Origin of the sequence: Stappia sp. P2PMeth1, from assembly GCF_900185735.1 — a bacterium.
Taxonomy (GTDB): Bacteria; Pseudomonadota; Alphaproteobacteria; order Rhizobiales; family Stappiaceae; genus Stappia.
Genome location: NZ_FYAW01000009.1, coordinates 356,566 through 372,713, shown reverse-complemented (window position 1 = coordinate 372,713; position 16,148 = coordinate 356,566). Strand labels below are relative to the sequence as shown.

At 68.0% G+C, this 16,148-nt stretch carries 15 protein-coding genes; 5 read left to right on the top strand and 10 right to left on the bottom strand.

Annotated elements, in window-relative coordinates; genetic code table 11:
- Window position 1: 1 nt before the first annotated feature.
- From P2PM1_RS04770 to P2PM1_RS04760, 3 genes are all read right to left on the bottom strand, one after another.
- Window positions 2-484 carry a tripartite tricarboxylate transporter TctB family protein gene (locus P2PM1_RS04770; RefSeq protein WP_186398307.1) on the bottom strand — a complete coding sequence of 161 codons (483 nt, stop codon included), beginning with the start codon at window positions 482-484 and terminating at the stop codon, window positions 2-4.
- Window positions 485-576: 92 nt separating this feature from the next.
- Window positions 577-1,569 (bottom strand): tripartite tricarboxylate transporter substrate binding protein, encoded by a 993-nt coding sequence (locus P2PM1_RS04765; RefSeq protein ID WP_186388128.1) that lies wholly within the window; start codon window positions 1,567-1,569, stop codon window positions 577-579.
- Window positions 1,570-1,749: 180 nt separating this feature from the next.
- Window positions 1,750-2,529, bottom strand: a complete 780-nt coding sequence (locus tag P2PM1_RS04760; protein WP_186398306.1) for an amidohydrolase — start codon at window positions 2,527-2,529, stop codon at window positions 1,750-1,752.
- An 85-nt stretch (window positions 2,530-2,614) separates the two neighbouring features.
- Here P2PM1_RS04760 and P2PM1_RS04755 point away from each other — a divergent pair, with 85 nt between their 5' ends.
- The 4 genes from P2PM1_RS04755 to P2PM1_RS04740 are packed head-to-tail and all read left to right on the top strand — an operon-like array spanning window position 2,615 to window position 6,290.
- Window positions 2,615-3,346 (top strand): GntR family transcriptional regulator, encoded by a 732-nt coding sequence (locus P2PM1_RS04755; RefSeq protein WP_186388130.1) that lies wholly within the window; start codon window positions 2,615-2,617, stop codon window positions 3,344-3,346.
- A 29-nt stretch (window positions 3,347-3,375) separates the two neighbouring features.
- Window positions 3,376-4,332 carry a tripartite tricarboxylate transporter substrate binding protein gene (locus P2PM1_RS04750; protein WP_186398305.1) on the top strand — a complete coding sequence of 319 codons (957 nt, stop codon included), beginning with the start codon at window positions 3,376-3,378 and terminating at the stop codon, window positions 4,330-4,332.
- Window position 4,333: 1 nt separating this feature from the next.
- Window positions 4,334-4,780, top strand: coding sequence for a tripartite tricarboxylate transporter TctB family protein (locus P2PM1_RS04745; RefSeq protein ID WP_186398304.1), 447 nt, complete (start codon window positions 4,334-4,336; stop codon window positions 4,778-4,780).
- A gap of 1 nt (window position 4,781) precedes the next feature.
- The gene (locus P2PM1_RS04740) at window positions 4,782-6,290 is read left to right on the top strand and encodes a tripartite tricarboxylate transporter permease (protein WP_186398303.1); all 1,509 of its coding nucleotides are present in this window, start codon (window positions 4,782-4,784) and stop codon (window positions 6,288-6,290) included.
- Between the two features lie 284 nt (window positions 6,291-6,574).
- Here P2PM1_RS04740 and P2PM1_RS04735 read toward each other — a convergent pair whose 3' ends face one another.
- The 7 genes from P2PM1_RS04735 to P2PM1_RS04705 all read right to left on the bottom strand — a co-directional run bounded on the left by P2PM1_RS04735 (window position 6,575) and on the right by P2PM1_RS04705 (window position 15,156).
- Window positions 6,575-7,990, bottom strand: coding sequence for a M20 family metallopeptidase (locus P2PM1_RS04735; RefSeq protein ID WP_186388134.1), 1,416 nt, complete (start codon window positions 7,988-7,990; stop codon window positions 6,575-6,577).
- Between the two features lies 1 nt (window position 7,991).
- Window positions 7,992-9,575 carry a gamma-glutamyltransferase gene (locus P2PM1_RS04730; protein ID WP_186398302.1) on the bottom strand — a complete coding sequence of 528 codons (1,584 nt, stop codon included), beginning with the start codon at window positions 9,573-9,575 and terminating at the stop codon, window positions 7,992-7,994.
- A 46-nt stretch (window positions 9,576-9,621) separates the two neighbouring features.
- Window positions 9,622-10,527, bottom strand: a complete 906-nt coding sequence (locus tag P2PM1_RS04725; protein ID WP_371515096.1) for an ABC transporter ATP-binding protein — start codon at window positions 10,525-10,527, stop codon at window positions 9,622-9,624.
- 113 nt (window positions 10,528-10,640) lie between these two features.
- Window positions 10,641-11,627, bottom strand: a complete 987-nt coding sequence (locus tag P2PM1_RS04720; RefSeq protein ID WP_186398301.1) for an ABC transporter ATP-binding protein — start codon at window positions 11,625-11,627, stop codon at window positions 10,641-10,643.
- 8 nt (window positions 11,628-11,635) lie between these two features.
- Window positions 11,636-12,535, bottom strand: a complete 900-nt coding sequence (locus tag P2PM1_RS04715; RefSeq protein ID WP_186396753.1) for an ABC transporter permease — start codon at window positions 12,533-12,535, stop codon at window positions 11,636-11,638.
- A gap of 6 nt (window positions 12,536-12,541) precedes the next feature.
- Window positions 12,542-13,459 carry an ABC transporter permease gene (locus P2PM1_RS04710; protein WP_186398300.1) on the bottom strand — a complete coding sequence of 306 codons (918 nt, stop codon included), beginning with the start codon at window positions 13,457-13,459 and terminating at the stop codon, window positions 12,542-12,544.
- Between the two features lie 182 nt (window positions 13,460-13,641).
- Window positions 13,642-15,156, bottom strand: a complete 1,515-nt coding sequence (locus P2PM1_RS04705) for an ABC transporter substrate-binding protein (RefSeq protein ID WP_186388140.1) — start codon at window positions 15,154-15,156, stop codon at window positions 13,642-13,644.
- A 171-nt stretch (window positions 15,157-15,327) separates the two neighbouring features.
- Here P2PM1_RS04705 and P2PM1_RS04700 point away from each other — a divergent pair, with 171 nt between their 5' ends.
- Complete coding sequence (locus P2PM1_RS04700; RefSeq protein WP_186398299.1) at window positions 15,328-16,104, top strand: IclR family transcriptional regulator; 777 nt, start codon at window positions 15,328-15,330, stop codon at window positions 16,102-16,104.
- Window positions 16,105-16,148: the final 44 nt, after the last annotated feature.

Below are 16,148 nucleotides of genomic sequence, written 5' to 3'. Positions count from 1 at the left end.
CTCAGATGAGACCCCGCAGCAGGGTTCCCCTGGGCAGCACCACCTGGAAGACGAGCGTGAACACCACATGGATCGCCGCGAGCCCGGCAAGGCTGACCAAGGCCGTCAGCACCACGTTGCGCCGCCACAGGAACTGGATCGAGGCGAACAGGAAGAGGCCCGAGGCGGCAAGGAAGCCGAGGTGAGGCATCGCCGCGATATAGGCAAAGACCAGCGCCACCATCACGGCCTGGCGCAGCGGCGTGATGTCGGCGAGGAAGCGGCGCAGGCCACCGCCGGCCGGGCCCATCGCCAGCACCTTCACCAGGATCGCCAGCGACGAGGCGGCCATCAGGCCGCTCGCCAGCATCGGGAAGACGCCGGGCGTCGACAGGCCGGAAAAGCCGGAAATCTTGTAGGCTTCGCTGAACAGCCACAGGCTGAACGCGAGCAGGGCGACGGCGAAGGCAAGCTCGCCCGGTCGCCGCTGGGCGCGCGGAGACATGATGACCCTCCAGGCGGAGCGCGCATCCGCGGCCGGCCGCGAGGAGCCGGCCGCGGCGCGGCGTTACGGGTGCAGCGTCAGGGGCCGCAGCATTACGGGCGCGGGATGCCGAGGCTCTCCGGGCTGACCTTGGCGCCGCCCGTGTCCTGCAGCGCCCAGGCGGTGACCTGCTGCCACTTGACGAGGAAGGCCTCGGCCTCCTCGCCGGAGATGTTCATCAAGACGTTGCCGCGATTGGCCATCAGCGTCTTGAACTCGTCGCTTGCGGCGGCGCTCGCGAAGGCCTCGACCAGCTTGGCGGTGACGTCGTCCGGCGTGTCCTTGCGCACGAAGACGCCGTAGAACGGCCCCCACGGCAGATAGGCGGACATGCCCGGAAGCGTGTCGGTCACCGCCGGAACGCCCGGCAGCGTGTCGACCGGCTCGTTGTTGACGACGGCGAGCGCGCGCATCGTGCCGGCCTTGATCTGCTCGGCCGCCGCCGACAGGCCGGACGGCATGAAGTCGACCTCGCCGCCCAGCATCGCGGTCAGGCCCGGTCCTTCGCCGTCGAAGGGAATGGCGGTGACGTCGAAGGGCGCGGAGTTGGACAGAAGCGCGCTGACCGTCGAGGGCAGGCCGCCGGGGCCGGTGGAGCCCATCTTGACCTTGCCCGGATTGGCCTTGATGTCGTCCAGCAGCTCGGCCAGCGTCTGATACTTGGAGGCCTGCGGCACGACGATCACGGCAACGCCGCGGCCGAGAATGTTGACCGGCGAGAAGTTGGAATAGTCGAGCTTGCTGACGCCCATGATCGGGTGCAGTTGCGGATTTTCCGCGCCATAGAGGAAGGTGTAGCCGTCGGCGGGCGCGGCGTTGACATAGGCGGTGGAAATGGCGCCGGCGCCGCCCGCCTTGTTGAGCACGACAATGGGCTTGCCGAGGGCGGCTTCCGCGGCCGGGTTGACCGCACGGGCGACCACGTCGGTGGCGCCGCCCGCACCCCACATCACCACGCCGAGGAGCTCGCGCTCGGGGAAGTCGGCGCTGGCAACACCGGCGGACAGGGCAAGAGCAGCAACTGCTCCGGCAAGACTGCGGATCATCGTTTCCTCCCAGGGATCGTTGTGGCGGTCCGCCGGGCCCTCCCAGGCCCGCAAGATGGCGGCCGCTTTTGCCTGTCAAAACTTGCATGACAGAAAACGCAAGGCAAATGCCAATAAGGGCGAAATCAACAAGCTGGCTTCCTGTCGCCCGCCGGCCCGCAGATCCGGGGCCCCGCCGCCTCAGGCCGGCGACAGGCCGTAAAGCGCCTGCACCGCGGCCGCGTCATCGCCGATGCCGAAGGTCTCGCGGGCGGACGCCGCCCGGTCGTAGTCGGTGATCGCCTCGTGCTGGGTGTGCGGCCAGTCGCTGCCCCAGACCACATGGCCGGGCGGCAACAGGTCGAGCAGCGCGCGCGCATGCGGGGCGACATCGACCGGCGCGCGGTAGGGGGCGGAGAATTTCACGAAAAGCCGCGACAGGTCGGCCCCGCGCGACAGCGACGCCAGCCAGGGCTCGCGGGCGGGATCGGCCGCCTCCGGCAGGCCGAAATGATCGACCACCACGGTGACGCCGCGCGACAGCAGCGGCCCGACAATGGCGGCCAAGCGCGGCCCCTCGAGCTGGACCTCCAGATGCAGGCCGCGCTCGCAAAGGCGCTGAAGCAGCCCGGCGATGGCCGGGCTTTCGAGGTCGGGCAGCGGCGCGCCGCGCACCAGGTTCCAGCGGATGCCGCGAATGCCGCCGGCAACCAGCGCGTCGAGGCCGGCCGCGTCGATCTCTTCCGGCACCACGGCGACGCCGGCAAAGCGCTGCGGGTCGAGCCGCGACAGGGCGCCGAGCAACTGGGAATTGTCGACGCCGAGAAAGCTGACCTGGACGATGACGCCGCCGGCAAGCCCGTGCCGCGCCAGGCCGGCCTGCCAGTGCCCCAGCGGCGCCGGGCCCGCCGGCACGTAGCGCGCGCCGCGCGTCGCGCTCACTTCCTCATAGACATGAACGTGGCAATCGAACCGGATCATCCGCACCCTCCGACAGAAGTCATATATATGACTAGTTGACTGAATGGGTCAACATCCGCTAAAACTGCCGCGAGGAGGAAACGGAATGACCCACAGGATCCCCAGCGCGGACGAGCGGCTGCCGGCCTATGCGAAGCTGCGCGACGCGCTGGCCGCGCGCATCGCCAGCGGCGAGTGGGGGCCGAACCATCCGATTCCCTCCGAGGCGCGGCTGGCGCGCGACTACGGCATCTCCATCGGCACGGTCCGCAAGGCGGTCGACGGGCTGGTGGCGGAGGGCCTTTTGGAGCGGCGCCAGGGCTCGGGCACCTATCTGCGCCGCCCGTCCTTCGACGCGACGCTGTTCCGTTTCTTCCAGGTGCGCGGGCCGGACGGCGCCCCCTCCTCGATCCCGACCAGCGAGCTGATCCTGCGCGCCCGCACCGCGGCGCCGAAGGAGGCGGCGGCGGCGCTCGGCACCGACGACGTCATCGGCATCATCCGGTTGCGCTCCCTGTCGGACCAGCCGGTGCTGTTCGAGGAGCTCTACATTCGCGCCGATCGCTTTGCCGGCTTCGAAAGCCTGCCCGACAGCGCCTTCGGGCCGCTGCTGTATCCGCTCTACTTCGAGCGCTTCGGCGTTTTGGTGAAGCGGGCGACCGACGATCTGTCGTTCGGCCATGCCGACGCGCAGGTCGCCGCCCGGCTGAAGCTCAAAGCCGGCGATCCGCTGGCGATCATCAAGCGCACCGCCTTCGACATCGACGGCACGCCGGTCGAATGGCGCATCGCCCGCGGCAGTGCCGCGCAATTCCACTACCGCAGCGAAATCGGCTGACAAAAGCCGCCTCACGGGAGAGAAAGTCCATGAAAATCAACAAGATCATTGTCGCGACCGCTTTGCTCGCCGGCACCACTATGCCCGCGCTCGCCGACTATCCGCAGCGCCCCATCGAGCTCACCGTCCCGGCCGGCGCCGGCGGCGGCACCGACACCAGCGCCCGCAAGCTGGCCGTGCTGCTGGAACAAAAGCTCGGCACCTCGATCGCCGTGCTCAATGTCGGCGGCGGCGGCGGCTCGGTCGGCGCCTCGCAGTTCATGCAGGCGAGGCCCGACGGCTACGCGCTCTTCGCCACCTGGAACAGCCCGCTGACCACCGTGCCGCAGGTCCAGAACGTCGCCTACACGCTCGACAGCTTCACGCCGATCGCGTCGACCTCCGAGACGGCCTACACGCTTTGCGTCCATCCGGAGTTTCCGGCCGAGACCGGCGAGGAGTTTCTGGCCGAGCTCGCCGCCAACCCGGACAAGTACACCTATGGCAATGACGGCATCGGCGGCACGATGCAACTGGCGGCCGAACGCATCTTCCAGGCCCGCGACATCAAGGCGGTCGCCATTCCGTTCGGCGGCGCCGGCGAGACCTTGCAGAACTTTCTCGGCAAGCATGTCGACATCTATGGCGGCTCGATCTCGCCGGTCCTGCCTTACGTGGGCTCCAAGGAGGCCAAGTGCCTGGTCGTGACCTCGGCCGCCGACGTGCCGGCGCTGCCGCAGGCGGCCGGCCTTGAGAGCCTCGGCCTCGGCGACAAGGAGACCCTGCTGTGGCGGGCGATCCTGGGCCCGAAGGGCCTCGACCAGGCGATCGTCGACACCCTCGCGAGCGCCATCGACGAGGCGGTCAACGATCCCTCCTATGTCGAGTTCCTGGCCGCCAACGGCGAGATCCCGAACGTCGTCGAGGGCGAGGCGCTCGCCGAGCGGCTGAAGAGCGAGTTCGACGCGCTCGCCGCCGTCTCCAAGGCCCTGGGCCTGGCGAAGTAACATGGAACGCAGCCAGGACCTCGCCCTTGGCCTGCTCGTCGCGGGCCTCGGCCTGGCGGCGGCATGGCAGGCCGGCTCCTATCACGGAGCCGGCGGCACCTACCCGATGGTGCTGGGCCTGGTCCTGGCGCTGTGCGGCGGTCTCGTCATGCTGCGCGCCGCCCGCGCCAAAACCGATGCGCCGCGACGGCTCGTCGACGTGCCGGCCAACCTCGTCAAGGCGCTGGCCGCCGGCGTGATCTACGCGGCGCTGATCCTGCCGCTCGGCTTCTACACCGCCTCGGCGCTCTTGATGCTGGCGCTGCCGCCGGTGCTGGGCTTCCGCCGGCCGCTCTACACGGCGGTCGTCGCGGCGAGCTTCGTCGCGCTGGTCTGGGCGGTCTTCTCGCTGGTGCTCAACAAGCCGCTGCCGGCCGAGCTTTGGGCCGCCTCGCGCCTGGGAGGCTGAGATGGACTTCTTCCTGAACGCCGCCTCGGCCGTGCTGACGACCGGGCCGCTCGCCGCCATGCTGGGGGCGACGCTGCTCGGCGTGCTGATCGGCGCCCTGCCCGGCCTCAACCCGGTGATGGCCATAGCCCTCTTGCTGCCGCTGACCTACTCGATGGACCCGCTGGTGGCGCTGGCGATGGTCGCCGGCATCTATAACGGCTCGATGTATGGCGGCGCGATTCCGGCGATTCTCCTGCGGATTCCGGGCACTCCGGCCTCCATCGCCACCACTTTCGACGGCTTCCCGATGGCCGAGAAGGGCGAGGCGGCCAAGGCGCTGAAGATCGCCTGCTGGTCGTCGGCGATCGGCGGCATCGCCAGCGCGCTGGCCTTGATGAGCGTCGGGCCGCTGCTGGCCCGGGCGACGCTGCAGTTCGGGCCGGCCGAATATTTCTGGATCGCCATGTTCGGCATGGCCTCGGTCGGTGTCATGGTCGGCAGCGATCCGGTCAAGGGCATCCTGGCGGCGGTGCTCGGCCTGCTGGTCGGGACGGTCGGCATCGACTCCCTGTCGGGCCAGGCGCGCTTCACCTTCGGCCAGCCCTGGCTGCTCGGCGGGCTCGACCTGGTGGTGGTGCTGGTCGGCCTCTACGCCTTGCCGCCGGTGCTGCAACTGGCCGAAAAGTGCGATCTTAGAGGCCTTTCGGCCGCCCAGTTGCGGCTCGCCAGCGTGCCGTTCCGCAAGGGCGAGGTGCGAAGCCTGCTGCCGACCTGGGGCCGCTCGTCGCTGATCGGCATCTTTGTCGGCGTGCTGCCGGGAGCGGGCGGCAACATCGCCGCGTTCCTGAGCTACAACGCCGCCAGGAGCGCCAGTTCCGAGCCCGAAAGCTTCGGAAAGGGCAACCCGCAAGGGGTCGCGGCGGCCGAATGCGGCAACAACGCCGACAACGCCGCCTCGATGATTCCGGCGCTGACCCTTGGCATTCCTGGCAATGTGGTGGCGGCGCTGGTGCTGAGCGCGCTGATGATCCACGGGCTGCAGCCGGGGCCGCAACTGTTCCACCAGAACCCGGTGCTGGTCGGCGGCTTCATGATCGAGATGCTGCTGACCTCGGTGCTGATCCTGCTGGTCGGCGGGGCTGCCGCAACACGAATTTTCGCGCAAATTCAAAGGCTTCCGGGCGTTCTTCTGGTGCCGTCGATCCTGGTGCTGATGTGCGTCGGCGTCTATGTGATCAACGGACGGCCGGTCGATCTTTGGGTGATGCTGGCGGCAGGCGCCGCCGGCTACCTGCTGGAAAAGCTGAACGTGCCGCTGGCGCCGATCATCCTGGGCATGATCCTGGGGCCGATGGCCGAGCAAAGCGTGCGGCGGGCGCTCCTGATCAGCCGGGGCGACCCGACAGAGCTGCTGACCCGGCCGATCTCGGCGGTGCTGGCACTGGCGACGCTCGGCATGATCCTGTGGCCGCTGCTGCGGGCGATCAAGCGCCGCCGTGCCAAAAAAGCGAGCGAAAACAAGCCTTAAGAGAATTTCGAGAATTTTCGAGACGGATTTTGCAAAATTTCGAGAAATTTTGACGCGCACGCTCTCAATCGTCTCAAAAACGACGCCCGGACGAAGACCCGTCCGGGCGTTGTCGTTTCGGGGATAAGCGGGAACCATCCCCGAGAGGCCGGCGGGCGCCGGCAGGGCGCTTGTCCCCGCCCCTTGCGGAAACTAATCCCCGCCGGTCCGACCCGTGGCATGATGGCGACGGATCGGACGAGCGGGAAGACCGGTTCGGGCAGTGGCGTTCAGGCAGTGGCGTTTCAGGCGGTGGCTTCGGCGACCTTTCCGGCGCGGGCGGCGTTCGCCTCGCCGATGTCCCAGAACAGGCCGGCCATCATCGCCAGCGCCTCGCGGGTCGTGGAATGGAGCGCGTGCTCGTTCGGCGCGTGCTGGGAGCAGCCGGGATAGGAATGCGGCACCCAGACGGTCGGCAGGCCGAGAATGTCGGCGAAGGTCTCATTCGGCAGCGAGCCGGCGAGGTTGGGCAGGATCGCCAGCTTCTTGCCCGTCGTCGCCTCGATCGAGGTCCTGACGCGCGTCACCCAGGGATGGCCGGGGTCGAGGCGCGTTGCGTGGAAGAAGCCGCGATCGGCCGGAACGATCTCGACCATCTCGAAGCCGTTGGCGTCGAGATGGCGACGCAGCGCCGGCAGGATGTCGTCGGGATCGGTGCCGACCACATAGCGGAGCTGGCAATGGGCATGGGCACGGCCCGAGATGGCATTGACCGGGGCGGAGGGAACGCCGCTGGTCTGGGCGAGCACGGCGAAGCTGTTCCAGCCGAAGGCGCGCTCGGACGGGGTGAGGCTCTCCTCGCCCCAGTCGGTGTCGACGGTCGGGCCGTCGAAACCGCCGACCGGGCAGTCCTTCAGCGCCTCGCGCACCGCCGGGGTGAGGCTGGTCGGGCGCCATTCCGGCACCTTGATCTGGCCGCGGCGGTCGGTGATGGAGGCGAGCGCATGGGCGAGGACGATGGCCGGGTCGCGCAGCAGCCCGCCCCAGTTGCCCGAATGGTGGGCGCCCTCGCGCAGCTCGACGCGCAGGTCGAAATTGACCGCCCCGCGCGAGCCCATGAACAGGGTCGGCCGGTCGGGATGCAGGCGCGGGCCGTCGGAGGCGATCAGCACGTCGGCGGCGAAGGTCTCGCGGTTCTGCGAAAACAGCTCGGCAAGGCCGGGCGAGCCGCATTCCTCGCCCATCTCGATGATGATCTTGCAGTTGAAGCCGAGCGCGCCGCGCTCCTCGAGAATGGTCCGCAGCGCCGCGATGTTGATGCAGTGCTGGCCCTTGTTGTCGGCGGTGCCGCGCCCGTAGAGCTTGTCGCCCTCGCGCACCAGGCGGAAGGGATGCAGCCCCTCGCGCCACTGGTCGGTCTGGGCGCGGATGACGTCGCCATGACCATAGGTGAGGACGGTCTCGAAGGCCGGATCCTCGATGCGCTCGGCAAAGAGGAAAGGCACGGACGGGTCGACCGGGTTGGTCATGATGCGGCAGGTGAAGCCGAGCCCGGTGAGCTTGGGCTCCATCTCCTCGACCAGGTAGCGCATCAGCTCCGCCCGGCGGGACGGGTCCTGGCTCTCGGTCTCGAAGGCGAGCATGCGGGCCAGCTCGCTCTCGTAGCCGCCGCTCGAAAGGTAATTGTCGATGCGCGCGATGGCGCTCTCACGGTTCGCCATGTCAGGCTCCCTCGGTTTCGGGCACGGCGTCGCCCCATGGCGACATGATCTCCGTGCAGCCCATGTTCATGCCGTCCTGCCGCAAGACGCCGGCCGGGCAGGCGAAGGCGTATGGGAAGACGGTGCGGCGGGTCGCCGTCACCGGATGGACGGCGGCAAGCGCGGCAAGGACCGGCTGCGGCAGCGTCTCGTCGGCGAGGATCGCCCCGCCGCCGCTGTTGTCGATGCGCGGCTGGTGGAACGCCGCCTCCAGCGACATGTCGAAGTCGAGCAGGAAGGAGGTGAGGTTGAGCACGGCCGGAAGGATCTTGCGGCCCCCCGAGGCGCCGATGGCGAAGCGCCGGCCGTCCTTGCTGCCGACCGCCGGGCAGACATTCATCAAGCAGGCCTTGTTCGGCGCCAGCGAGTTCGGCTTGCCGGGCTCGGGGTCGAACCACATGATGCCGTTGTTCATGAGCAGGCCCGTCGAGGGCGAGACGACGCGCGAGCCGAACACCGACAGCAGGGTCTGGGTGACGGCGCACATGTTGCCGTGCCGGTCGACGACGCTGAAATGGGTGGTGCAGGACGGCGTGCCGGAGGCCTCCGCCTCGCCGGTGTCGCCCATTTCGCGCAGGCGCCGCGCGTAAGCGACCGACAGCGCCCGGGCCATCTCGGCATAGCTGGTGCCGTCCGGCGCGGAGGCAGGCAGGAAGGCCGCCTCCATCATCGCCAGACACTCGACCAGATTGGCGCCCGCCGTCAGCCCGCGCGCGGTGTGGACGGTTCCGCCGCGATAGGAGGTCTTGAGCGCGGGAGCGAGCACCGGCCGGTAGGCGGCAAGGTCGGCCTGCGACAGCGAGCCGCCCTTGGCCTGGACATCGGCGGCCATCGCCGCGGCGATGTCGCCCTCGTAGAAGTCGCGCGCGCCGCCTTCCGCGATGCGGCGCAGCGTGTCGGCAAGCCGGCCCTGGTCGAGACGGATGTCGGAAATCGCCGTCCAGCCGGCGGATTTCGGCCAGACCCCGTCGTCGAGGAACATCGCCGCCGCGTCCACATCCCTGGCAAGGTCGCGGGCGACCGAGGCGATGATCAGCGACGCATACCAGTCGACCAGCATGCCCTCGGCGGCAAGTTCGGCCGCCGGCAGGACCAGGTCCTTCCACCCCATCCGGCCCCAGGTGGCATGTGCCAGCTCCATGCCGGCGACGGTGCCGGGCACGGCAATCGCCGTGGCGCCCTGGACGTTGCGATCCCCCTCGACCGCCGGCCAGGGGAACAGGTCGCCGGCCTTGCCGTCGCTCGACAGCGGATAGTCGGCCGGATCGAGGCCGGCCGGCGAGCGCATGCCGAAATTGACGCTGTGCGCCTGCTGCTCGCCCTCGCGCCAGACCACCATGGCACCGCCCCCGGCCGGGCCGCTCATCCACGGCTCGACGACGCCGACGGCGAAGGAGACGGCGACCGCCGCATCCACCGCATCGCCGCCGGCGGCAAGAACGGCGGCGCCGATCTCGGCGGCCACCCGGTGCTGCGAGGCGACGACGCCGCCTCTTGTCTCGAGGACATGCTTTCGCACGGACTGGGTGCGCGACAGGTTGCTCATGGGCGGGTCTTCACCGAACGGGATGGAACGGAACGTCAACAGGGCATCAATGGGCGGGAACCGCGTGCAGATGGCAGTCGACATGGCCCTGCGCGCTCCTGACATGGGGCGGCGGGGTGGTCTTGCAGATCTCCAGCGCGCTGGCGCAGCGCGGATGGAAATGGCAGCCGGACGGCGGGTCGATCGGGTTGGGATAGGTCGCGCCGAGATGGGTGTCGGGCACCGAAAGGTTCGGGTCCGGCGTCAGCACGGATTCCAGAAGCGCCTTCGTATAGGGATGGCGCGGGCCGGCGAAGAGCTCGGCCGCCGGCGCCTCCTCGACGATCTTGCCGAGATACATCACGGCAACGCGGGTCGCCAGATGCTCGACCACCGCCAGATTGTGGCTGATGAACAGATAGGTGAGGCCGAGTTCCTCGCGCAGGTCGCCGAGCAGGTTGAGGATCTGCGACTGCACCGACACGTCGAGCGCCGAGGTCGGCTCGTCGCAGATGACGATCTCCGGGTTCATCACCAGGGCGCGGGCGATGGCGACGCGCTGGCGCTGGCCGCCGGAGAGCTGGTTGGGATAGCCGCGCAGCACCCGCTGCGGCAGGCCGACGAGATCGAGCATGCGGGCGACGGACTTCGCCCGCGAGGCGCTGTCGCCGATCTTGTGGACCACCAGCGGCAGGGCGATGATGTCCTCGATGCTCTTGCGCGGATTGAGCGAGGAATAGGGGTCCTGGAAGATCGGCTGGATGCGGCGGGCGAGCACGGTGCGCTCGCGCGCCGTGACCTCGCGCCCGTCGATCAGCACCTGGCCGGATGTCGGCGCCTCCAGCCCGAGCAGGATCTTGGCAAGGGTCGACTTGCCGCAGCCGCTCTCGCCGACAAGGCCGAGCACGTCCTTGCGATAGATCCGCAGGCTGACGCCGCCGAGCGCATGCAGGGGCCTCGCGGCGGAGAACATGCCCTGCTTGACCCGGTAGGTCTTGGTGACGGCGGCAAGCTCCAGGACGGGAGTGGCGCCGGCTTCGGGCGCGACGGCCTGGGCCGCGGCAGCTTGGGTCGTCGTGGTGGTGCTCATGACGGGGCTCCTGGCTGGACCTCGTGGATGCAGCGATACATGTGATCCTCGCCGGTGCGGCGCACCGGCACGTCCGAGGCACAAGCGACTTCCGCCACGTCGCAGCGCGAGCGGAAGGCGCAGCCGTCCATATGGCCGATCAGCGAGGGCACGATGCCGGGGATCGAGCCGAGATGCTCGCCGGGCCTGGTCTTGCCCGGAACCGGGATGCAGCGCAGCAGGCCGCGCGTATAGGGGTGGCGCGGGGTCTCGAAGATCTCGCGGGCGCTGCCCTTTTCCACCACCTCGCCGGCATACATCACCACCACCTTGTCGGCGATGCGGGCGACGACGCCGAGATCGTGGGTGACCAGGATCATCGCCATGTTCATCTCGCGCTGCAGATCGGCGAGCAGGCGCAGGATCTGCGCCTGGATGGTGACGTCGAGGGCGGTGGTCGGCTCGTCGGCGATGATCAGCTCCGGCTCGCACATCAGCGCCATGGCGATCATCACGCGCTGGCGCAGGCCGCCCGAGAGCTGGTGCGGATATTGCGAGAGCCGGCTTTCCGCCGCGGTGATGCCGACCTTGCCGAGCAGCTCGATGGCGCGGGCCCGCGCCTCGGCCCGGCCGACCGGCCGGTGAAGCAGCAAGGCCTCCATCAACTGGTCGCCGATGGTATAGGCCGGGTTCAGCGAGGTCATCGGCTCCTGGAAGATCATCGCCATGCGGTCGCCGCGCAGCGCCCGCATGGCGCGGGGCGACTGCTTGCGCAGGTCGATGCCGGAAAAGTCGAGCCTCGCCGCATTGCAGCGCATCTTCTTCGACAGGAGGCCCATGATGGCGAGCGAGGTCAGCGACTTGCCGCTGCCGCTCTCGCCGACGATACAGAGCGTCTCGCCGCGCTTCAGCTCGAAGTCGATGCCGCGCACCGCATGCAGCGTGCCCTGGGCCATCGGGATGTCGATGGTGAGGTTTTCTACCCTGAGGACGGGTTCGCTCATGATCGCTCTCAGCCCCTGTTTTCCGGCGCGGTGACGTCGCGCAGCCCGTCGCCGAGCAGGTTGATGGCCAGCACCAGGACGAACAGCGCGACGCCCGGAATGGCGATCAGCCAGGGCTCGAACAGCATCATCTGCTTGCCTTCGGAGATCATCAGGCCCCAGGACGGGGTCGGCGGCTGCACGCCGAGGCCGAGGAACGACAGCGCCGCCTCCAGCAGGATGGCATGGGCCATTTCCAGCGTCGCCACGACGATCAGGTTGTTGACCACGTTCGGCATGATCTCGCGCAGGATGATGCGCCGGGTCGAGCAGCCGATGGCCCTGGCGGCATTGACATATTCCAGGTCGCGCACCTGCAGCACCGAGGAGCGCATCACAACCGCGAAGCGGTCCCACAAGAGCAGCCCGAGGACGCAGACCACCACCTGCAGCGAGCCGCCGAGAATGGCGACGACGGCGAGCGCCACCAGCACCACCGGCATGGCGAGGCGCACGTTGATCAGGAAGGTGACGACGAGATCGACCCGGCCGCCGAAATAGCCGGCGGCAACGCCCATCGCCGTGCCGATGAGGCCGGAGATCAGCGCCGCGAACAGGCCGATGGCGAGCGAGATGCGCGCCCCGTACAGCAGCCGGGCGAGATAGTCGCGCCCGAGATAGTCGGTGCCGAGCAGGTGGTCGGGGTCGGCCCCGGCCATCCAGAACGGCGGCTTCATCCGCCCCATCAGGTCCTGGGCGTAAGGGTCGTGCGGCGTCAAGAGCGGCGCGAACACCGCCAGCGCCACGACGATGGCGAGGGCGCAAAGGCCGAAGACCAGCCCGTAATGGCCGAAGACGCGCTTGCGCAATTGGGCGGCCGGGCTCGGGATGCGGAGCTCTTCCGCGACGGTTTCGATGGTGCGTGCCATGTCGGATCAGCCCACCCGGATACGCGGATCGAGCCAGGCATTGACCAGATCCGACAGGAACGTGAAGACGATGTAGAAGCAGGAGAAGATCAGGATCAGCGCCTGCACGGTCGGCAGGTCGTTGCGGCCGATCGATTCCCAGGCGAGATAGCCGGCGCCGTGCAGGGCGAAGATGGACTCCACGACGATGGAGCCGCCGAGCATGAAGCCCATCTGCACCGCGGCGAGGCTGACCACCGGCACCACCGCGTTGCGCAGCGCATGCTTGAACATCACCCGCGTCTCGCTGGCGCCCTTGGCCCGCGCGGTGCGGATATAGTCGGCGTTGAGCACCTCCAGCATGCCGGCGCGGGTCAGGCGCATGATCGCCGGCATGGCGTAATAGCCGAGCACGATCGTCGGCATGATGAAATGCCGCCAGGTCGAGGAGCCGGACGGCGGCAGCCAGCCGAGCTGGATCGAGAAGACGACGATCAGCACCAGGCCGAACCAGAAGCTCGGCATCGCCTGGCCCATCACCGACAGGAACAGCGCGGTGCGGTCGATCAGCGAATTGGGCCGCATCGCCGCCGCGACGCCGAGCGGAATGGCGGTGAGCAGGGCGAAGGAAATGCCGCAGACGCCGAGCAGCATCGTCGTCGACAGCCGTTCGGCGATCAGCGTCGAGACCGGCATCTTGAAATAATAGCTCTGGCCGAAATCGCCGGACAGGGCGCCGAACAGCCAGTCGGCATATTGCACCAGGAAGGGCCGGTCGAACCCGTAGAGCGCGCGGATCGCCTCGATGTCGGTGGCGGTGGCGTTCTCGCCGGCGATCGCCGAGGCCGGATCGCCGGCCATGAACAGCAGGCTGAAGCTCAGCAGCGATACGGTGAAGGTCACCAGGATGGCGAGCCCCAGCCGTTTCAGGGTGAACATAAGCATCTCGGGTTCCGATCGTCAGGCGCCGCAACAAGCGGGGGGCGGAGCGAAACGCGCCGGCCAATGCCCGGGCCCGCCGCGCTCCGAAACGGGAGGCGGAGGGTCGCCCAGGCATGGCGAAGCTGCGAAGGACGCGGGGTCCGCGCCCGGCGAAAGCAAAGCCGGGCGCGGGCCGCAGTCTGACGTTAGTTCCAGCGAACGTGGAAGAAACGCACGACCTCGTCCGGGGTCGGGGTGAAGTCCGCCTCCTTCGTGAACACGTAGTTCGCGTTGTAGGAGAACAGCGGCACCCAATAGGCCTCGTCGGCGATCTTCTTCAACGCCTTGGAGTAGTTCTCCTTGCGCACTTCGGGATCGACCGAAGTGTCGGCGATGTCGAGCCAGGCCAGCACCTCGTCGTCGCGGGCGAAGTCCTCCGCCCCGTGCTTGAAGAACTGGCTGGTGATCGCCGAGGCGTCGTTGATCGAGTAGGAGCCCCAGGTCTGGAAGCTCATGCTGGTCTCGCCCTTGTGGCGCAGGTCGCGCAGGGCCGAGTACTGCAGGTACTTCAGGTTGGCCTTGATGCCGACATTGGCGAGATAGGACAGCATCGCCTCCGCATAGGAGCGGTCGCGATAGGCGTAGAAGTCGACCGAGAAGCCGTCCGGATAGCCGGCCTCGGCAAGCAGCGCCTTGGCCTTCTCCGGATCGAACTCATAGGCGGCGACGTCCTGCTCGCAGCCGAACTGGGTGGGGAAGCAGGCCGCGTCGACCACCTTCGAGGCGCCCTTCAGCAGGCTGTCGATGATGGTCTGGCGGTCGATCGCATGGTTGATCGCCTGACGCACCAGCTTGTTGGTCATCGGATTGTCGGCGCCGCTGCGGCCAGCCGCGTCCAGCTCCAGATAGCCGATGCGCATGGTGCTCTCGTTGACCACCGTCAGCCGGTCCATCAGCGCCAGCTTCTCGGCCTGGTCGGCCGGCACGCCCCAGATGAAGTCGAGGCCGCCGCTGAACAGTTCGGCGAGCTGGGTGTTGATGTCGGGAATGGTGCGGATGTCGACCGTGCCGATCGAAGCCATGCCCTTCGGGCCGCCGTGATAGCCCTCGTACTTCTTCAGCACGAAGCGCTTGCCCGGCTCGACGCTCTCGACCCGGTAAGGACCGGTGCCGACCGGCTTCAGCGCCATGCCGGCCGGGCCGGCTTCGGCGTAATACTCGTTCGGATAGATCGACACCGGGCCGGCGAGATACTCGAGCGCGGCCGGGAACGGACCGTTGGTGAAGATGCGGACGGTGTACTTGTCGACCTTCTCCGCGCCCTTCATCCAGTTGACGTTGCGCTGGGTGACGACGCCGTTCTCCGGCTTGGAAACGAACTCGACCGTGTAGACCACGTCGTCGGCGTCGAACTCCTCGCCATTGTGGAAGGTGACGCCCTCGCGCAGCTTCAGCTCCAGCGTGGTGTCGTCGACCCAGGTCCAGGAGGTCGCAAGGTTGCCCTCGTACTCGCCGGTCGCCTGGTTGAGATAGAGCAGGCCGTCCCAGATCGAGCGCTGCAGGATGACGCCCTCGCGGGCCGAATTGAAATAGCTGTCGACCGATTCCAGTTCCTTGGTGAAGGCGGCGTTCAGCGTGTCGTTGGCCTTGTCGGCCAGCGCGCTGCCGGCAGTCATGACGACGGCCAAGGCAACGGAGCTCATCAGGAGGCGTGTCTTCATCTGCTCATTCAACCGGTGGTGATCCGGTTCCTCTGGTTTCGATTATTATATACTAATACGATTGACCGTATTATGGTTCAGCGTATTGAGCAGTTTGGAATGTGTCAAGAATGCAGCAACGGGCCGGCGCAAGATCCTTGACGCCCGGCCCCAAAAAAACCGGAGGTGGCGATGGCGAGGGAAAAGCAGGACACGTTGTTCGTGGGCTCGCTGGAGAAGGGCTTGCGGGTGCTGAGCCTGTTCGACGAGCATCACACGGTGCTCGGGCTGACCGAGATCGCCGACCTCACCGGGCTTGACAAGAGCGCCGCCCAGCGCCTGACCAACACGCTGTACAAGACCGGTTTTCTCAACAAGGACCCGGAATCGCGGCGCTACAGTCCCTCGATCAAGTTCCTGGAACTGGGCAATGCCTATCTGTGGGCCGACCCGCTGGTGCAGCTCGCCATGCCCAAGGCGATCGAACTCGGCCGCTCGCTCGGCGAGCGCGTCAATGTCGCAAGGCTCGCCGGCCAGGAGATCGTCTATGTCATCCGCATCCCGACCCAGCTCACCGCTTTCGGGGCGATGGTGGCCGGGCGGCGGCTGTCGGCGCTGACCACCTCGAGCGGGCGGGCGATGATCGCGCGGCTGAGCGAGGCGGAACGCAAGGAGGCGGTCGAGACCTGGCCGATCAAGGTGCTGACGCCGAAGACGACGACCGACCGGCGCAAGATCGCCGAAGCCGTCGAGGAGGCGGTGGCCTGCGGCTACGGACTGACCCATAGCGAGAACATCATGAGCGAGATCGGCATCGCCGCGCCGATCATGTCCGGCGACGGCCGGCCGGTCGCCACCGTGCAATGTTCGGTCTCGAGCCTGAAATGGAGCGTGGAGCGGGTGCGCAGCGAGCTGGCGCCGCGCCTGATCGAGATCGCCAACTCGATCCACCTGCCGCGCGGCGCGTGAGGCCGCAAGCCTCTCTCAGGCCGCGAAATCAGGAAGCGAAGTCA

Bases quoted from the DNA above. Each gene is read 5' to 3' on its own strand.
- P2PM1_RS04770 (WP_186398307.1), bottom strand. From the start codon at position 484: ATGTCTCCGCGCGCCCAGCGGCGACCGGGCGAGCTTGCCTTCGCCGTC.
- P2PM1_RS04765 (WP_186388128.1), bottom strand. From the start codon at position 1,569: ATGATCCGCAGTCTTGCCGGAGCAGTTGCTGCTCTTGCCCTGTCCGCC.
- P2PM1_RS04760 (WP_186398306.1), bottom strand. From the start codon at position 2,529: ATGATCCGGTTCGATTGCCACGTTCATGTCTATGAGGAAGTGAGCGCG.
- P2PM1_RS04755 (WP_186388130.1), top strand. From the start codon at position 2,615: ATGACCCACAGGATCCCCAGCGCGGACGAGCGGCTGCCGGCCTATGCG.
- P2PM1_RS04750 (WP_186398305.1), top strand. From the start codon at position 3,376: ATGAAAATCAACAAGATCATTGTCGCGACCGCTTTGCTCGCCGGCACC.
- P2PM1_RS04745 (WP_186398304.1), top strand. From the start codon at position 4,334: ATGGAACGCAGCCAGGACCTCGCCCTTGGCCTGCTCGTCGCGGGCCTC.
- P2PM1_RS04740 (WP_186398303.1), top strand. From the start codon at position 4,782: ATGGACTTCTTCCTGAACGCCGCCTCGGCCGTGCTGACGACCGGGCCG.
- P2PM1_RS04735 (WP_186388134.1), bottom strand. From the start codon at position 7,990: ATGGCGAACCGTGAGAGCGCCATCGCGCGCATCGACAATTACCTTTCG.
- P2PM1_RS04730 (WP_186398302.1), bottom strand. From the start codon at position 9,575: ATGAGCAACCTGTCGCGCACCCAGTCCGTGCGAAAGCATGTCCTCGAG.
- P2PM1_RS04725 (WP_371515096.1), bottom strand. From the start codon at position 10,527: ATGTTCTCCGCCGCGAGGCCCCTGCATGCGCTCGGCGGCGTCAGCCTG.
- P2PM1_RS04720 (WP_186398301.1), bottom strand. From the start codon at position 11,627: ATGAGCGAACCCGTCCTCAGGGTAGAAAACCTCACCATCGACATCCCG.
- P2PM1_RS04715 (WP_186396753.1), bottom strand. From the start codon at position 12,535: ATGGCACGCACCATCGAAACCGTCGCGGAAGAGCTCCGCATCCCGAGC.
- P2PM1_RS04710 (WP_186398300.1), bottom strand. From the start codon at position 13,459: ATGCTTATGTTCACCCTGAAACGGCTGGGGCTCGCCATCCTGGTGACC.
- P2PM1_RS04705 (WP_186388140.1), bottom strand. From the start codon at position 15,156: ATGAAGACACGCCTCCTGATGAGCTCCGTTGCCTTGGCCGTCGTCATG.
- P2PM1_RS04700 (WP_186398299.1), top strand. From the start codon at position 15,328: ATGGCGAGGGAAAAGCAGGACACGTTGTTCGTGGGCTCGCTGGAGAAG.